Raw genomic sequence first — 16,363 nt, forward strand, 5'->3', positions numbered from 1 at the left:
AAATGGGAATACAGACGAATAGAGTGGAACAAAAGATGCTTCTGTCGCGTATAGAGGATAAGCATATTTTTTACAAACACCACCTGTTATGATATCCCGGCTCTGTTAACGGAGCATCAATACAGCATTAATTTTTTCTAATTGTTCCGTTGATACTCCATTAACATTCGACCCTTACAATCAAGGTATATGTGATTCAATGTAAGCTTATCCCAACCCGAGGAGGCGCTGTCCTGTGAGCCGTGTCGTGACTTGGCTTCAGCACCATGAGAATCGTATGTTTTGCTTTGTCAATCAACGTATCCAGCACGGTCTGCTGGACCGTTTCTTCAATGTCATCACCCATGTCGGCGGGGCGACCTTCATGATCTCGATGTCGCTGCTGCTTGCCTTGTTCGCCGGAGGCGGCTGGAAGCTGGCCGGTATTCAGAGCTGTGTCGCGCTCGCCATCAGTCACCTGCCCGTAGCCATCATTAAGAAGAAGTATCCGCGCCTGCGCCCTTATCTTGTTGTACCTGATACCCATACGTGCAAAAATCCGCTGACCGATCATTCGTTCCCGTCCGGTCATACGACCGCCGTCTTCTCGGTGCTCGTGCCGCTCATGTTCATCAGTCCACTCATTCTCGCGCTGCTGCTTCCGGTTGCGCTCCTGGTCGGACTGTCGCGAATATATCTGGGCCTGCATTACCCGTCCGATTGCCTCGCCGGCAGCATGATCGGTACGATGACGGCCGTGGCCGCCGTCGCCTTCATCGGGTAGCCGAATACGGCGAGCCGAATGTTCAGCATCTCAATACGTATAAGGTATGGTGAATCGCTTATGCGCAAAAAGAGGGTTCTACTCCTATCCGAAGGCTTCGGCGCCGGACACACCCAAGCCGCGCACGCGCTTGCCGAAAGCCTGCGAATGTTATCGCCGAACATCCAGACTCGCGTCCTGGAGCTGGGCAAGTTCCTGCATCCGACGCTCGCTCCGTTCGTATTCAACGCTTACCGCAAGACGGTCGCCACGCAGCCGAAGCTATACGGCATGGTGTACCGGGCACAATACAAGAAGTCGCTGAACCGCATCACGCAGCTCGCGCTGCATCGCATCTTCTATGCGCAGACGGCAGCGGTCATCCGCCAGCTGCGTCCCGATGCAGTCGTATGCACGCACCCGTTCCCGAGCGCAGTCATCTCGCGCCTGAAGCGAATGGGGCTTGATGTGCCGCTGTTCACGGTCATTACCGACTATGACGCGCACGGTACGTGGGTCAGCCGCGAGGTCAATCAATATCTCGTCTCCACGCCTGACGTGAAGGAGAAGCTGCTGCGCCGCGGCGTCGCGCCAGCCAATGTGCAGGTGACCGGCATTCCGGTGCACCCGAACTTCTGGGGACAGCACAACCGCGACGAGCTGCGCCACAGCTTCGGCCTGAAGCCGCTGCCGACGGTGCTCGTCATGGGCGGCGGCTGGGGCATCATGAAGGGCACGTCGTTCCTCGAGCATCTGATCAGCTGGCGCGAGCAGCTGCAGATCGTCGTCTGTCTCGGCAGCAACGAGAAGGCGCGTGCTTCGCTATTGGAGGATAGCCGCTTCCGGCATCCGAACGTGAGACTGCTTGGTTTTACGAAGGAAATCGATAAGTGGATGGACGTATCCGACCTGCTCATTACGAAGCCGGGCGGCATGACGTGTACAGAGGCGCTGGCGAAGGGAATTCCGATGCTGTTCTACGAGCCAATCCCTGGGCAAGAGGAGGAGAACCTGCAATACTTCACTCAGCTCGGACTTGGCGAATCGATCCGCTCGCTCGATACGGTCGACCGCTGGTTCGAACTGCTAACCGAGCAATATCCGGCGATGCAGCAGCGTCGGGAGACGATCGTGCAGACGACACGCGCCTACAATCCGGCGGATTGCTCGAGGGTCATTCTGTCGATGATCGGTGCGGAGGAGCAGATGGTAGATGAGGATCGCTATACGCGCGGTCCGGAGCTGGTGTTAGCAGGCAAGGGCTAAGTGCAACTATGACAAAGAACCCCGTCTTCCGCTCAGGAAGTACGGGGTTCTCACGTTATATTCGTATACGATCTTGTCTGTCTTCTGTATCGTTCGTCCTCGTTGCTGGATTAGGGCTTCATTGTTACTCCTAACCCACTTTCCCTACTCTTGTTCTTGCTCTTACTCCCTACTCCGAGTCATCCTCATCATCGAGCTCCTGCTGTGCCGCGGCTCCTTCCGCCTCCTGCTTCAGTCGGCTCAGATGCTGCTCCATCGCCTGATGGCCGATGACGACCTCCAGTCGGTGAATCGGCATGCCCTGCTGCGCGAACTTCGTCTCGTATTCGGTCATTACGAGGTCGGTACGCAGTCCGTCGGCATGTAGATCGAGCGAGATGTTGCGCATGCGCAGCCCCATATCGGAGAACGAATTTAATGAGAACTCGAACAGGCTGCGCGAATCGGTCTTGAAATGAATCTCGCCGCGAGCATTCAGCACCTGCTGGTACTTCGTGACGAACGCGGGATGCGTCAGTCGGCGACGGGCGTGCTTTTTCTTCGGCCAAGGGTCGCTGAAGTTCAAGTATATGCGCTCCAGCTCGCCCTCGTCGAAGATGTCCTCCAGAAACTCGATATTGAAGCGGACGAGCCGCAGGTTCGATAAGTCGCCGCCGTGCTCCTCACGGGACAGTCTCGCCTTCTCGCTGCCGCGACGGATCAGCTCATCGTACATGTCGATGCCTATGTAGTTCACTTGCGGGTTGCGAGCGCTCAGCTCGCTGATGAAGCGTCCCTTGCCCATGCCGAGCTCCACATGGATCGGCCGGTCGTTGCCGAACACGTCTCTCCACTTGCCCTTGTACTCATGAGGCTCCAGAATGACTAGCTCAGGCTGAGCCTCCAGCGCCTCCTTAATGCCTTTACGTCCTCTTAAACGCATTGAATGGTCCTCCAGCCGCAATATATCGTTGTTTTTGAAGATTATACTCCGAATACCTCCGAAAGAAAAGAGAGACCGCCACAAGAAAGAGCAAGCTCCTCCTTGCGACGATCTGCGGTTGAAGATGAAGCTTACGCTTCGATAAGTTCGTAATGCAATTGCGGCTGTCGCGGCTGTATCTGGAACAGCGCAGCTTCGAGCGCTTCGTTGACCTTCTTACGGGCATTCGTCGCGACGGATGAGTCTGCCGCATAGCGTACGCCCAGACCGAGTGCCATCGCTTCGTTTACAGACAGCTCGATTCGTATTTTGTTATCCTCTGAAGTCAGGCTCATGAGCCTTCACCCCTTAACGGAACACGTAGTGCGCTCCTTATTTGTTGCGGAATTCGCTCTCGTCACGGTTGCGGTTACGCATACCGGCAAGACCCAGAAGACCGAGCAGACCTAACCAGCCCCAGTCAAAATCGTCATCGGCTGCCGCATTCGTGCGGTACGAGGTCGTGTTGTAGTTGCCGCCGTAGTTGTAGCCTGTGCGGTCGGCTGTGTTCGTGTACATGTTCATCCGATCGAGCATGTTGTCGTTGTAATCCGCATCGGTATTCGTTGTACCGTACGTGTTGTTCGTCATGTCGGTCGTCATACCCGTACCTGTCGTTGTTCCTGTCGTTGTACCCATTGTTGTTCCTGTTGTCGTACCTGTCGTACCTACTGTGCCCGTTCCATACGTGCTGTAGTTGCCCGTACCTGTTGTGCCCGTTGTCGTCATCGATTCCGCGAACGCTTGTCCTGTGAAGCCGAGGGACGCCGTCAGGGCCAAAGCCAGCACCGTTTTACCGAACTTGTTCATGATGTGAGAAATCTCCCTTCTTGAATCAAAAGTTTGGTTTGCCGCCTTGCAAGCATTAGGATAGGCTTTGCGCTCTGTCTTTATCCTTGGGAGAAGCAGGGGATGATGTCAGGAAAGGTTCGCTTTTCCTCCACGTTTTCGGTAAAATAATTTGAAGGAAATCCGCACGTGAAGGAGCATTCGCTATGGCTACAGAGCTATCATCCGCTGCCGAGCCCCGACTATGGGGGGATAAGCGGTTCCATACATGGAATTACGAGATGCGCCGCCAGTTCGGCACGAAGGTGTTCAAGGTAATGCTGGACGCTGGCTTCACGTGTCCGAATCGGGACGGCAAGATCGCGACAGGCGGCTGCACATTCTGCAGCGCCCGCGGCTCCGGTGACTTCGCAGGCAGCCGCCGCGACGATCTGGTGACGCAATTCAACAACATCCGCGACCTGCAGCACCGCAAGTGGCCGGAGGCGCAATATATCGGCTACTTCCAAGCGTATACGAACACGTATGCGCCTGTGGAGGAGCTGCGCGAATATTATGAAGCGATCCTCGCCCAGCCGGGCGTCGTCGGCTTGTCGATCGCAACGCGACCGGACTGCTTGCCCGACGATGTCGTCGATTACCTCGCCGAGCTGAACGAGCGGACGTATCTGTGGATCGAGATGGGTCTGCAGACGATCCATGAGGAGACGTCGCAGCTCATTAACCGCGCACACGATACAGCATGCTACGAGGATGCGGTGGCACGCCTGCGCGCCCGCGGCATCCGCGTCTGTGCGCACATCATCTACGGTCTGCCGATGGAGACGCATGAGATGATGCTCGACACTGGACGCGCCGTCGCCCAGATGGACGTCCAAGGCATCAAGATTCATCTGCTGCATCTGATGCGCAAGACGCCGATGGTGAAGCAGTACGAGGCGGGACTGGTGCGCTTCCTCGAGAAGGACGAATACGTCAAGCTCGTCGTCGATACGCTCGAGCTGCTGCCTCCGAACATGATCGTCCACCGGCTGACCGGTGACGCGCCTCGCGACCTGCTCATCGGCCCGATGTGGAGCCTCAAGAAGTGGGAGGTGCTGAACGCCTTCGACGCCGAGCTGCGCGAGCGCAATACGTGGCAGGGACGGCTGTGGGACGGTCAGCGGGCTGTGGAGGAAATAAGTGAGCAGGGTTCATGTTAGTCAAGCATGCTGCTAACGCGGCTGTTATTAGAGCTATTCGTACAATTACTATCACTAGAGCTTTTCAGGCAGAAAGGACGAGTCACTTGGGCTTCCTATCCATACTGAGCTTCGCACACAAGCTCATTGAAGAACGTGTTAAGCCCGGCGAGCCGGTCGTCGATGCGACGGCAGGCAACGGCGTAGATACCGTATACTTGGCAAGATGTACAGGGCCATCTGGCACTGTATACGCCTTCGATATTCAAGCCGCAGCACTTGAGCGGACCGCGGCTCGCTGTGCGTTGGAAGCGCCGGGGCACCGCGTCGAGCTCGTGCATCACAGCCACGCAGAGCTCGCAGAGGCGCTGCCTACTGAGACGCACGGCCGTGTGGCGGCTGTGACGTTCAATCTCGGCTACTTACCCGGTCATGACCATGCGACGATTACGACGGCCGCTTCGACGTTGCCTGCACTCGAAGCAGCAGCGTCGTTGCTGCGCCGAGGCGGTGTCATCACGATCGTCCTGTACACCGGGCATCCCGGCGGACAGGAGGAAGCCGAGGCGGTCGAGGCTTGGGCAGCCTCCTTGCCGCAGGCGCAGTATCAGGTGCTGACGTACCGATACTTGAACCAGCGCAACCATCCGCCGTATTGTGTGGCAATTGAGAAGAGATGAATTTTCGGACCTTAACAGGAGAAAAATTTTCGCTACAAATACATAGCTTGTCTTTGTAATGTTTGATACAATTTGTATACACGAGAATAACGTTAGAGAAGGAGCGGTTGTAAACGATGATGAAACCATACCCGTTAAAGTTTAAGCCCGAGTTCAAGGAACGCGTCTGGGGCGGACGAGCGCTGGAGCAATTCGGCCTTAACGTGCCCGAGGGCGTCATCGGTGAAGGCTGGATGATCGGCGATCATCCGAACGGAACGACAGCTGTCGTGAACGGTGAGCTGGCCGGGCTGGGCCTCGATCAGCTTCGGGAGCAATACGGCGAGGAGCTGTTCGGACGTAAGGGCTTCTCGGAGAAGACGGGCCGCTTCCCGCTGCTCATCAAGCTGCTGGACTGTCAGGATGACCTGTCCGTTCAGGTGCACCCGAACGATCATTACGAGCGATTGCCAGAGGGCGAGCTCGGCAAGACCGAGATGTGGTACATTCTCGATGCGAAACCGGGCGCGAAGATCATCTACGGCATGAACGAGGGCGTGACGCGAGAGCAGCTCGCTCAGGCGATCGCGGACAACCGCATCATGGACTGCTTGAACGAAGTAACCGTCGAAGCCGGCGACAGCTTCTACATCCCCGCAGGCACCGTGCACGCGCTCGGCGCAGGCGTACTCGTTGCGGAGATACAGCAAAACTCCGACAGCACGTACCGTCTGTACGACTACGACCGTCTCGGCCTCGACGGCCAGCCGCGGGAGCTGCATGTGGAGGATTCGTTGAACGTGATCGCGTATGAAGGCGCTGGCGCTACTTATATGAAGACCGACCTCGCTGCTACCAACGAGTGGCTGACGCTCGCGAGCTCACCGTTCTTCATCACCGAGAAGGGACGTGTCGAGGGGGGATGGAGTCTCTGCACGACAGCCGACAGCTTCGTCATTCATATCGTGTGCGAGGGTGAAGGCTCAGTGCGTTATGCAAACGGCGAGCTGTCGCTTAAGGCGGGGGAATGTGTGCTGATGCCTGCGAGTATGGGGGAGTATACGTTGAGTGGTGGGATGACGGTGCTGAGGAGTTATGTGCGCTAACGGCGGGCGGCGGGGCGCAGGCGACTGGACTCACCCGGCGATAGCGCACGGTACGTGCGCTATACGCTGGCCGCGGGGCGCAGGCACAAGCACGAGCGTGGCGGTAGCGCACGAAACGTGCGCTATACGCGGGCGGCGGAGCGCAGGCGCAAGCACGAGCGTGGCGGTAGCGCACGAAACGTGCGCTATACGCGGGCGGCGGAGCGCAGGCACACGCACGAGCGGGGCGGTAGCGCACGAAACGTGCGCTATACGCGGGCGGCGGAGCGCAGGCGCAAGCACGTGCGGGGCGGTAGCGCACGAAACGTGCGCTATCCGCGAGCGGCCGAGCGCAGGCGCAAGCACGAGCGTGGCGGTAGCGCACGAAACGTGCGCTATACGCGGGCGGCGGAGCGCAGGCACACGCACGAGCGTGGCGGTAGCGCACGAAACGTGCGCTATCCGCGGGCGGCCGAGCGCAGGCGCAAGCACGAGCGTGGCGATAGCGCACGAAACGTGCGCTATACGCGGGCGGCGGAGCGCAGGCGCAAGCACGAGCGTGGCGGTAGCGCACGAAACGTGCGCTATACGCGGGCGGCGAAGCGCAGGCACACGCACGTGCGGGGCGGTAGCGCACGAAACATGCGCTAGCCGCAAGCGGCGGAGCGCAGGCGCACGCACGTGCGGGGCCTTAGCGCACGAAACGTGCGCTATCCGCGGGCGGCCGAGCGCAGGCGCAAGCACGAGCGTGGCGATAGCGCACGAAACGTGCGCTATCCGCGGGCGGCGGAGCGCAGGCGCAAGCACGAGCGTGGCGGTAGCGCACGAAACGTTCGCTATCCGCTGGCCGCGGAACGCAGGCGCACGCACTCATGGGGCGTAACGACGTTGCTACCGATCCCTAATCCCATGAATGAGATAGCGCAACCTTCCCCCACTCCCTTCGTCTAATTCTACATAATAATGAAGGAAGTGGTAAAGTTGAGACTCTCATCGTATGGAAAGCTAGCTGTACTCGGAATGACCCTGCTCGCATCCTCAGGAACAGCCCAGGCAGCTGACAATCATGTTACCGTCAAGCTGGTATCTTACGAGGTAAGCATCAATGGCAATAAGGTCGATAATCGCAAGCGTGAATATCCGCTGGTCTCCTATAACCATATCACGTACTTCCCCATGACGTGGTATGACTCCAGACTGCTAGGCTTAGAAGCTTCTTGGACCGATCAGGAAGGACTCGTCATCTCCACGGGTACGGTAACCTCAGCCTACATGCTATACCTATCCCCCTCTCCTACTAATCAAGCTTCAATGAAAGCGACAATACCCGATTTCCAAGTAACGGTGAATGGTCTGAGCATTGATAATGCCACAGAGCAATACCACGTTCTTATGGTCAACAACATCACTTATTTCCCTTTAACCTGGAAATTTGCTCACGACATGTTCAATTGGAGCTATGAATGGAGCGAGGCCGAGGGGCTCAAGATTGCCTCCGACAATCCGGTTATCACTACGGTTGCCCTTCCCCCAAGCGCGGTCCAGAATGACGTCGCTTATTACCAGCACTATTATTACTACATAGAGTCGGAAGGCTCATCCAACCACGTGTACCGATCCTCAGCCGCAGCACCATCCATTAAGGAGCTCGTGTACTCCTTCGAGGCGGTCTCTAGTAAAGACAAGAGTGTCACCTTCATGCTCAAAGACAACGAGCTCTGGTTCTCCCACCATGCTGGCCAGCTTACGACAGGACAGAGCGTATTCATCAGGATCGATGAGCATGGACAAGGCGTTGCAGAGCATAGGGGGAACCTCGATTTTGTAAAGACCCCGTCAGGTACCATAATCGTTCAACAGCATGTTCCACCCGTCGGCAATAACGTTGTGCTCGTGGAGCAAGGTCAATCGGTACAGGATGGCAAAAGTGTGGGCAGCCCCGAGCTGATCTACGGCTGGCGAATCCTGAACCCGCCTGGCTACCAACGGAGCTACTCCACGTATGCACAAGGAGATCACTTGTATACGTTAGCATCCGCGTATCCTGTTGTAGCAGACGGGGATGTCAATAACATCTATCGCATCGACTTAACAACCTATGAAAGCACGAAGGTGGTCAACGCTGCGGTGCGTGATTTTCGAATTATCAACGATAAGCTCTATTACGTGAAGGATAGTGATAACGCCCTATACTCCTCTGATCTGGATGGAAATCACGAGCTCCAGCTGTCCGATCGACCTGTAGCAGACTGGTATCAAGAGATGGATGGGCATGTTTTCTATACCGTGGGTCTACCGAGCGGTGGAGTGCAGCTATTCCAAGCCAACCCGCTCCAAGAAGACACGCTCGTGCTGGAGGATGTGATCGACAAGGTTCACCTTATTCAGGGTAAGCTGGTGTGCGATCTTGCCCATGACGCAGCCTACGGTGTCAAGATCTTGGATGCCAAGGGGCAGCTTCAGCTCCCCATTGCCAACCACGCTACCGATGTGTGGGCAGCCGGGGAGACTGTAATAATCACTAATGCAGCTGATGGGACCGTTCGCATTGTTGAACGATGGGGTGAATAGGCCGCTTATTGTACATGAAAGAAGTGAAGGTCAGCTTAGTAGGTAAGAGAGGAGCCGACTTGATTGTGAAAAAGAACATCTATGCACTCATCGTCAGCAGCATGATCATTGGCGCATGCGGTCTTCTTCTTGCGATTCCGAGCCCAACACGTGAAGACGATAAGCCCGCTGTTCTAGAATCAGCACATGAAATCGCTGTGCACAAGGAAGAGATCACATCTGATAAGATCACATCTGATAATTCCGAAGACGTACTTAAACGCAAATTACAAGCGTACGAGCAGTTACTGCTCCTTAACGAAAATTATGATCGCAAGAGCAATCGAGATGTGAATGTGACTGATCCTAGTGTCCTTATAAGGCTGGAAGAAACGAAGGAAAAGCGAGCATTGTTTGATCGGTTTAATCAGGAATTAAACGATAAGTCTAGGCCCGCGGATATATTGCTGAGGGAATTTGAAGAGGCTGCTAGAGAAGTGGCAGCTAAATATGCTGTAAATCAGAATTAGACTGGATTGCCCAATAGCCCCGTCCCTTTACGGACGGGGCTATTAAGCCCATTACAGCACCCCTACGCCCCCGCCGCCTCCAGAGCGAGCGTGAACGTCTGAGGCTTCGCCCCGGCGTCCGGCTGGAAGTAGACGGCGAGCAGCTGCTCGCCCGAGCGGTCGAGCTCGCCGGTCGCGAGGTAATGATCGAGCCGGAACGGCAGCACCTCGATCATGACGTGCTTGTGCAGCTCCTTCTCGCCGATGCGCAGCGACGCGAAGCGGTCCGACACCTGCTGAGGCTGCTCGGCGAGCAGGCGCAGGTAGCTGGCCTGGCGAGACTTGTCGAGCGTGAAGTCCCACCATATTTTGCGAGGCTTATACTTGTGGTTCAAGAAATAATCGAGCTTCATCAGCCCTTCGATCACATCGAGCCCCTCGGTGCCGCGATGCTGCAGGAACGAGCGCAGTCGCGTGAACAGATCCTCGAGCTGGTGGCCGATCTTCTGCCAGCCCTGCTGCTCCCAATAGTCTCCGAACTGCTGGAAGAAGTCGAACGCCGAGGTGAACTCGCGCTCGATCAAGTAGTGAACCGTATGGTCCATCCGGTGCGCGTTCCAATATTTCTCCAGCACATCCTCCACCCGCTTAATCCGCACGAGATCCGAGAAGGGCAGAATGTCATTGCCGAGTATCTCATACGGCGCGTGGTCCATGTAGATGTAGCCGTACTTGTCCGCATCGTGACGCATGCCCGTACCGCGGAGCATCTTCAAGAAGCCGAGCTGCAGCTCTTCCGGTCCGAGTGCGAACACGTCGTTGAACGTCTTGCGGAACGAGCCGTAATCCTCCTCCGGCAGTCCGGCGATGAGGTCCAAGTGCTGGTCAATCTTGCCGCTCTCCTTCACCATCGTCACCGTGCGGGTCAGCTTCGCGAAGTTCTGCCTCCGCTTGACGAGGCTGTTCGTCAGGTCGTTCGTCGACTGGACACCAATCTCGAAGCGGAATATACCCGGCGGGGCATGCTCACGCAAGTAGTCGAGCACCTCGGGGCGCATAATGTCAGCCGTAATCTCGAACTGGAACACACAGCCCTGATGATGCTGGATCAAGAAGTCGAACATCTCCAGTGCGTACTCACGCTTAATGTTAAAAGTCCGATCGACGAACTTAATCAGCTTCGCGCCCGCTCCGATCAAGTACAACAGGTCGCTCTTCGTCCGCTCGATGTCGAAGTACCGCACGCCGACCTCAATCGAGGACAGGCAGAACTGGCAGCTGAACGGACAGCCGCGGCTCGTCTCGAAGTAGACGACGCGATTAGCCAGACTTGGCACATCCTCAGCGAACCGATGCGGGGTCGGCAGCTCGTCCAGCGGCACCTTCGGCCGCGGCGGGTTCAGGATGACCCGGTCATCCTTACGGTAGGCGAGTCCGAACACACTGTACAGCGCCCGCGAGCCCCTGAGCTCCGTCAGCAGATGATGGAACGTCTCCTCCCCCTCGCCCATCACGATGTAGTCGACATCAGGCAGACGGTTCATCCAATACTCCGTATCGTAGGACACCTCCGGTCCGCCGAGGACGATGGTGAGGTCGGGCATAATTTTGCGAAGCATATTGACGACGACGATCGTCTCTTCAATGTTCCAGATGTAGCACGAGAAGCCGACGACGTCCGGCCGCTTGCTGTACAGATCCGACACGATGTTCATCGCAGGGTCCTTGATCGTATATTCTGCGATGTGGATGCCGGGAAAATCCCGCTCGCTAAACGCCTTCAAATAGCGCAGCGCGAGCGATGTATGAATATATTTCGCGTTAAGCGTCGATAGCACAATGTTTAAGCTCATGAATGCAACCTCTTTATCCGTTGGTAAGTACCCCTATTCTACACGTAATCGACAGCGAACACAAAAAAAGAAAATGGCACCTCGCGGCCCATTTTCTCCTCATCAAGCAGTATATTGATCAGCTCTCCTGCGCGGCTAAACCATGCGACCCGGCTGCATCCAATCGGTATTCGGCGTTACAGCCTCCAGCATAAACTGATCCTGACGCTCATCGTTCCATACGGTAGCCTGCGTCTGCAGCTGCTCCTCGACCTGCTCCTTCTGCTGCACGAGGTCGAGCACATCGCCGTCGGCGGCATTGATGTTCAGCTGAAGTCGGTTGCGGTCGTCGAGTCTTTTCGCCATCTGATACAAAATCATGGGGTTAATCGTTCCTTTCGCCAGGTGAATTCCTGTTCACTAGTCTACAGGCTGAACATTAAGACAAGATTAGCGGAGCATCAACGTGGCATTAAATCTTCAGTTCGTCCGCTTACCTCGTTCATCTTATTCACCTGTGCGCGATTAGTTTTTCCCATATATACCGATTGTTATGTAAAAGGGTGTACGGCCCCGCTCCATCGCCTACTTACCTGCGCACCGCAGACCTACTCCCACTTGAACGTCCAGGTCGCCACCGCGAACGCGACGACGAGCCAGCCGCCGAGGAACAGCGCCTCGACCCACAGTCCGCCGAGCCCTGTGCCGACGTTCATCACTTGACGCAGCGCCGTGGACAGATGGGTGATCGGGATGAGCCGCACGAGCGGCTGCAGGAATTCAGGCATGTTCTGTATCGGGAAAAAGACGCCCCCGACGAACATCATCGGGAACGAGAGGAAGCCTGCGATCGGCCCCGCGCTCTCCGGTGTCTTGGCGATACCTGCTACGATGAACCCGGTCGCCATGAAGGCGAGCGTCCCGAGCACGATGAAGCTGAGCAGCAGCAGCCACGAGCCGTTCACCTGCGTGCCGAACAGGAAGTAGCCGACGAGCAGCACGAGCACGGCCTGCAGACCGTTCAGCACGAGCCGTGCCGTAATCTGCGAGGCGATGAACGTCGACGCCTTGAGCGTCGTGCTCTGCATTCGTCTCAGAATGCCGCGCTCGCGCCATGAGGCGATCTGACCGGAGACGCCGTTCAAGTTGTTCGACATGATCATCATGGCGAGTATGCCCGGCACGAGGAAGTCGATGTAGCGCAGCTGCAGCGACTGGACGCCCTGCGGCTTCAGCACGACCGACGACGTGTAGCCGGCGAGCTCCTTATCGACGCGGTCGATGACCGGCGCGAGCAGCTGCAGCCCGAGCGTTGACGCGGTCGTGTTCGTCTGATCGTAGTACACCTGCACCTCGACGGCGGGCTGCACTGGCTGTGGGCCTTGGCTGCGCTCCTTGAGCTTCTGCTCGTACCCCTGCGGAATGACGAGCACGAGCTGCTGGTTGCCATTCTCAAGGGCGGCCAGCTCCTGCTCAAGATCCGTGGACGGCGTCAGCTTGAGCACCGGGTCGCTCTGCAGCGACTGCACGAGCGATTGCGACAGAGCTGACTGATCCTGATCGAGCACGGCTCCTGTTACGGATACGGGATTGTCCTTGCCGAGGAACGTGCCGAGCATGATCATGAAGAAGATCGGGAACGCCGTCATCCATAGCAGCACCTGACGATTGCGCGCGAACAGCCGCAGCTGTGCGAGCGTGAGTTGAATATATGCATTCATGCTTCTCTCAGGCTCCTTCCGGTCATATGGATGAACACGTCCTCTAGCGTCGCCGTGCGGGTCTGCAGGTCATGCACCTTCCAATTGTATTGCGTCGATCGGTTAATAAAATCAACGAGCGTCCGCTGCAGCTCATCGGTGTACAGCACGTACTGGTCGTGGCGGACGTCGACCTGCTTCACGCCCTCGACCTGCCGCAGCTGCTGCAGATGGAGCGGCTCCTTCCCTTGACCGCTCGCAGAGGCGGTGCTGCCCGCGAGCTCGGCGTCAAGCAGCCGGAACTCGATGGCGTTCTCGCTCTGCAGGCTGCGTACGAGCGCTGCAGGCGTATCGAGCGCGATGACCTTGCCGCTCTCGATGAGGCAGATGCGGTCGCACAGCACGTGCGCTTCTTCCATATAATGCGTGCTGAGCACGACCGTCTTGCCGCGCTCCTTCAGACGGAGGACGATGTCCCAGAGCGTGCGCCGCGCCTGCGGGTCGAGCCCTGTCGTCGGTTCGTCGAGGAAGACGACCTGCGGATCGTTGACGAGCGCTAGCGCGATGGCGAGACGCTGCTTCTGACCGCCGGAGAGATGCTTGACGCGATCGTTTCTTTTGTCCGTCAGGATCATATCCTCAAGAAGCGGCTCAATCGGTACAGATGACGGGTAGAAGCTCGCGTACATGCGAATAATCTCCTCGACCTGCAGCAGATCGAACAGCGACGTCGACTGCAGCTGCACGCCGATCACCTGCTTCACCCGATTCAGCTCGGTACGCGTGTCGTAGCCAGCGACGAGCGCCCTGCCCTCATCCGGCCGCCGCAGCCCCTCCAGCATCTCCATCGTCGTCGTCTTGCCCGCCCCATTGGGCCCGAGCAGCCCGAACACCTCACCCTTCCGGACTTCAAAATGCACCCCGTTCACCGCCGTATGCGTCCCGTACCGCTTCACGAGGCCTTGCGCTTGAATCATGATTTCATTGGTGGACATGAATTCACTCCTTATGGCTCCTATGACGTGAAGCAGCTATCCTTGGTTATCTGTTCCATTATAGCACCGGGGGGTGAGGCGGGACAAAGGAAGTGCGGGGGTATGAGGCGGGAGTTGGGAATGGGGGGACGGGAGATGGGTTGGGGGGTGAGCGGACGGGATATGAACGCGTGTTGTACTCTCTGCTAAGCGCCTGCGTGCATGATGCCAGGCCTGCTGCACCTGTCAAGTACGCTGCCACCCATGTCCACTCCCGCCGCTCCGGCCTTGTACGCATGAGCGTCGGAGCTGCTAACGCTGCTCCCGTCCTGCATGGTATAGTAGTAGCTATAGCACACAAGGTGAAACGGAGCGAATACACGATGACGAACAGAACACCGAAGTCAGGTGATAATCAACATAGCGGTACGAAGCAACGGACAGGCGGCAGCGGAGGAGTAGTCTCGGGGCATGGGAAGCATCGGGAGCAAGGGGGGCTTACGTCGTCGAAGACGAGTTCACGCGGTGGTCGAGCCACGCATTCTGCTTCCTCTCAGGCAAATTCACGAGCTGGTCGTGGCACGCATTCTGCATCCTCTCCGACAAGCTCACGTGCTGGTCGTGGGACGCATTCGGCATCCTCTCAGGCGAGCTCACGTGCTGGTCGTGGGACGCATTCTGCATCCTCTCAGGCGAGTTTACATGCAGATCGACCGAGGCAACGGGCCGCTGCGACTGCTGAGGATCTTCGGGTCGGCGATCCGATCGTCGTCACGATCAAGCGGATCGGCATTAACGGCGAAGGTGTCGGCTACTTCAAGCGGAAGGCCGTCTTCATCATCGGCGCCCTCCCGGATGAGGTCGTGAAGGCGAAGGTGACGCGCATTGAAGGTGGTTTTATTGAGGCGGCGTTGACTGAGGTGGAGAAAGCGTCCCCCCATCGGCAGACGCCTCCGTGCCCCGTGTACGACGCCTGTGGCGGCTGTCAGCTGCAGCACATGAGCTACGAGGGTCAGCTGCAGGCCAAGGAGGAGCTCGTCCGCGAAGCCTTCCGCCGCTATGCGTCGATGGATTCGATCCCGCTGCGGCCCATCCTCGGCATGGATGATCCTTGGGGCTACCGCAACAAGGCGCAGCTACAGCTCGCCGCAGAAGCTGATAAGGTCGTCGCCGGTCTGTATGCCTCCGGCAGTCACAAGCTGATCGACATCAGCGGCTGCGCGGTGCAGGACCCGGCGGTCAATGAAGTGATGGAGCATGTCTCACGCCTGCTGCATGAGCTGAGCATCCCGATCTACCAAGAACGCACGCGCCAGGGCGTCGTCCGTACCCTTGTCGCCCGTGTCGCACGGTCGACTGGCAACATGCAGCTGACGTTCATCACAGCTGCCGACCGTATTCCCGACGTCGACCGACTCGTCAGGCGTATCCGACAAGATCTGCCGCAGATCGTCTCCATCGCGCAAAATATAAACAGCTCGAAGACGAGTCTCGTCTTCGGCGATCGAACCCGCCTGCTCTGGGGCAGCGAGCGGCTGGAGGAAGCACTCGGCGACGTGCGCTTCTCGCTGTCGCCGCGCGCCTTCTTCCAGCTCAACCCGGCGCAGACGGTGAAGCTGTACGATGCGGCCAAGGAGGCCGCTGCTCTAATCGGCGACGAGCTCGTCGTCGACGCCTACTGCGGCAGCGGCACCATTGGCCTGTGGCTCGCCCCGCACGCCCGCGAGGTGCGGGGCATCGAGATCATCCCCGAGGCGGTCGAAGACGCCCGGGACAACGCTCGGGCGAGCGGCGCCGACAACGCTCGCTTCTATGTCGGGCAGGCGGAGCGCCTCCTGCCCGAGTGGGTGCGCGCCGGCATTCGACCACAAGTCATTGTGGTCGATCCGCCGCGCACCGGCTGCGATCGCGCGCTGCTGCAAGCGATCGCCGAGGCGAAGCCTGCACGACTCGTCTACGTGTCGTGCAACCCGTCCACGCTCGCGAAGGACTGTCGCGAGCTGCTCGGGCAAGGCTACCGGCTGGAGTGGATCCAGCCGGTAGATATGTTTCCGCAGACGAGTCATGTGGAGGTGATAGTGAGACTTGAAAGAAAAGATACAGTCCAATAAACTG

Annotated in this window: 16 protein-coding genes; 9 read left to right on the forward strand and 7 right to left on the reverse strand. The window is 57.7% G+C overall.

Features of this window, described 5'->3' with window-relative positions:
• Nucleotides 1-235: 235 nt before the first annotated feature.
• Nucleotides 236-763, forward strand: a complete 528-nt coding sequence (locus tag PAE68_RS20065; protein WP_281889930.1) for a phosphatase PAP2 family protein — start codon at nt 236-238, stop codon at nt 761-763.
• A 60-nt stretch (nt 764-823) separates the two neighbouring features.
• Nucleotides 824-2,008 (forward strand): MGDG synthase family glycosyltransferase, encoded by a 1,185-nt coding sequence (locus PAE68_RS20070; RefSeq protein ID WP_281889931.1) that lies wholly within the window; start codon nt 824-826, stop codon nt 2,006-2,008.
• Nucleotides 2,009-2,177: 169 nt separating this feature from the next.
• On the opposite strand, the gene trmB is transcribed toward PAE68_RS20070, so the two are convergent.
• The 3 genes from trmB to PAE68_RS20085 form a co-directional block, all read right to left on the reverse strand.
• Nucleotides 2,178-2,930 (reverse strand): tRNA (guanosine(46)-N7)-methyltransferase TrmB, encoded by a 753-nt coding sequence (gene trmB / locus PAE68_RS20075; protein ID WP_281889932.1) that lies wholly within the window; start codon nt 2,928-2,930, stop codon nt 2,178-2,180.
• A 131-nt stretch (nt 2,931-3,061) separates the two neighbouring features.
• Nucleotides 3,062-3,265, reverse strand: a complete 204-nt coding sequence (locus PAE68_RS20080; RefSeq protein ID WP_281889934.1) for a hypothetical protein — start codon at nt 3,263-3,265, stop codon at nt 3,062-3,064.
• Between the two features lie 37 nt (nt 3,266-3,302).
• Entirely contained in the window at nt 3,303-3,779 is a 477-nt protein-coding gene (locus PAE68_RS20085) for a WGxxGxxG family protein (protein ID WP_281889936.1), read from the reverse strand.
• 185 nt (nt 3,780-3,964) lie between these two features.
• On the opposite strand from PAE68_RS20085, the gene mnmL reads away from it, so the two are divergent.
• The 6 genes from mnmL to PAE68_RS20115 all read left to right on the forward strand — a co-directional run bounded on the left by mnmL (nt 3,965) and on the right by PAE68_RS20115 (nt 9,763).
• Nucleotides 3,965-4,960 carry a tRNA modification radical SAM protein MnmL/YtqA gene (mnmL, locus tag PAE68_RS20090; RefSeq protein ID WP_281889938.1) on the forward strand — a complete coding sequence of 332 codons (996 nt, stop codon included), beginning with the start codon at nt 3,965-3,967 and terminating at the stop codon, nt 4,958-4,960.
• 86 nt (nt 4,961-5,046) lie between these two features.
• Entirely contained in the window at nt 5,047-5,619 is a 573-nt protein-coding gene (gene mnmM, locus PAE68_RS20095) for a tRNA 5-(aminomethyl)-2-thiouridylate-methyltransferase MnmM (RefSeq protein WP_281889940.1), read from the forward strand.
• A 116-nt stretch (nt 5,620-5,735) separates the two neighbouring features.
• Nucleotides 5,736-6,704 (forward strand): type I phosphomannose isomerase catalytic subunit, encoded by a 969-nt coding sequence (locus tag PAE68_RS20100; protein WP_281889942.1) that lies wholly within the window; start codon nt 5,736-5,738, stop codon nt 6,702-6,704.
• Nucleotides 6,694-7,566 carry a hypothetical protein gene (locus PAE68_RS20105; protein WP_281889944.1) on the forward strand — a complete coding sequence of 291 codons (873 nt, stop codon included), beginning with the start codon at nt 6,694-6,696 and terminating at the stop codon, nt 7,564-7,566. Before PAE68_RS20100 ends, PAE68_RS20105 begins: the two co-directional genes overlap by 11 nt.
• A gap of 98 nt (nt 7,567-7,664) precedes the next feature.
• Complete coding sequence (locus PAE68_RS20110) at nt 7,665-9,254, forward strand: DUF5050 domain-containing protein (protein ID WP_281889945.1); 1,590 nt, start codon at nt 7,665-7,667, stop codon at nt 9,252-9,254.
• A gap of 14 nt (nt 9,255-9,268) precedes the next feature.
• Nucleotides 9,269-9,763 carry a hypothetical protein gene (locus tag PAE68_RS20115; RefSeq protein ID WP_281889947.1) on the forward strand — a complete coding sequence of 165 codons (495 nt, stop codon included), beginning with the start codon at nt 9,269-9,271 and terminating at the stop codon, nt 9,761-9,763.
• A gap of 62 nt (nt 9,764-9,825) precedes the next feature.
• On the opposite strand, the gene PAE68_RS20120 is transcribed toward PAE68_RS20115, so the two are convergent.
• From PAE68_RS20120 to PAE68_RS20135, 4 genes are all read right to left on the reverse strand, one after another.
• Nucleotides 9,826-11,595 (reverse strand): B12-binding domain-containing radical SAM protein, encoded by a 1,770-nt coding sequence (locus PAE68_RS20120; RefSeq protein ID WP_281889949.1) that lies wholly within the window; start codon nt 11,593-11,595, stop codon nt 9,826-9,828.
• 135 nt (nt 11,596-11,730) lie between these two features.
• Nucleotides 11,731-11,940, reverse strand: a complete 210-nt coding sequence (locus PAE68_RS20125) for a hypothetical protein (protein ID WP_281889951.1) — start codon at nt 11,938-11,940, stop codon at nt 11,731-11,733.
• A 242-nt stretch (nt 11,941-12,182) separates the two neighbouring features.
• The gene (locus tag PAE68_RS20130) at nt 12,183-13,295 is read right to left on the reverse strand and encodes an ABC transporter permease (protein ID WP_281889953.1); all 1,113 of its coding nucleotides are present in this window, start codon (nt 13,293-13,295) and stop codon (nt 12,183-12,185) included.
• Complete coding sequence (locus PAE68_RS20135; protein WP_281889955.1) at nt 13,292-14,269, reverse strand: ABC transporter ATP-binding protein; 978 nt, start codon at nt 14,267-14,269, stop codon at nt 13,292-13,294. The genes PAE68_RS20130 and PAE68_RS20135 overlap by 4 nt, the downstream gene beginning before the upstream one ends.
• 362 nt (nt 14,270-14,631) lie before the next feature.
• Between PAE68_RS20135 and rlmD the strand changes: the two genes are divergently transcribed.
• Nucleotides 14,632-16,359 (forward strand): 23S rRNA (uracil(1939)-C(5))-methyltransferase RlmD, encoded by a 1,728-nt coding sequence (gene rlmD, locus PAE68_RS20140; RefSeq protein ID WP_281889958.1) that lies wholly within the window; start codon nt 14,632-14,634, stop codon nt 16,357-16,359.
• Nucleotides 16,360-16,363: the final 4 nt, after the last annotated feature.

The sequence above is a fragment of the Paenibacillus sp. YYML68 genome, from assembly GCF_027923405.1.
Taxonomy (GTDB): domain Bacteria; phylum Bacillota; class Bacilli; order Paenibacillales; family NBRC-103111; genus Paenibacillus_G.

Bases quoted from the DNA above. Each gene is read 5' to 3' on its own strand.
- PAE68_RS20120 (WP_281889949.1), bottom strand. From the start codon at position 11,595: ATGAGCTTAAACATTGTGCTATCGACGCTTAACGCGAAATATATTCAT.
- trmB (WP_281889932.1), bottom strand. From the start codon at position 2,930: ATGCGTTTAAGAGGACGTAAAGGCATTAAGGAGGCGCTGGAGGCTCAG.
- rlmD (WP_281889958.1), top strand. From the start codon at position 14,632: ATGACGAACAGAACACCGAAGTCAGGTGATAATCAACATAGCGGTACG.
- PAE68_RS20125 (WP_281889951.1), bottom strand. From the start codon at position 11,940: ATGGCGAAAAGACTCGACGACCGCAACCGACTTCAGCTGAACATCAAT.
- PAE68_RS20130 (WP_281889953.1), bottom strand. From the start codon at position 13,295: ATGAATGCATATATTCAACTCACGCTCGCACAGCTGCGGCTGTTCGCG.
- PAE68_RS20105 (WP_281889944.1), top strand. From the start codon at position 6,694: ATGTGCGCTAACGGCGGGCGGCGGGGCGCAGGCGACTGGACTCACCCG.
- PAE68_RS20115 (WP_281889947.1), top strand. From the start codon at position 9,269: ATGAAAGAAGTGAAGGTCAGCTTAGTAGGTAAGAGAGGAGCCGACTTG.
- PAE68_RS20100 (WP_281889942.1), top strand. From the start codon at position 5,736: ATGATGAAACCATACCCGTTAAAGTTTAAGCCCGAGTTCAAGGAACGC.
- PAE68_RS20080 (WP_281889934.1), bottom strand. From the start codon at position 3,265: ATGAGCCTGACTTCAGAGGATAACAAAATACGAATCGAGCTGTCTGTA.
- PAE68_RS20085 (WP_281889936.1), bottom strand. From the start codon at position 3,779: ATGAACAAGTTCGGTAAAACGGTGCTGGCTTTGGCCCTGACGGCGTCC.
- PAE68_RS20135 (WP_281889955.1), bottom strand. From the start codon at position 14,269: ATGTCCACCAATGAAATCATGATTCAAGCGCAAGGCCTCGTGAAGCGG.
- PAE68_RS20070 (WP_281889931.1), top strand. From the start codon at position 824: ATGCGCAAAAAGAGGGTTCTACTCCTATCCGAAGGCTTCGGCGCCGGA.
- mnmL (WP_281889938.1), top strand. From the start codon at position 3,965: ATGGCTACAGAGCTATCATCCGCTGCCGAGCCCCGACTATGGGGGGAT.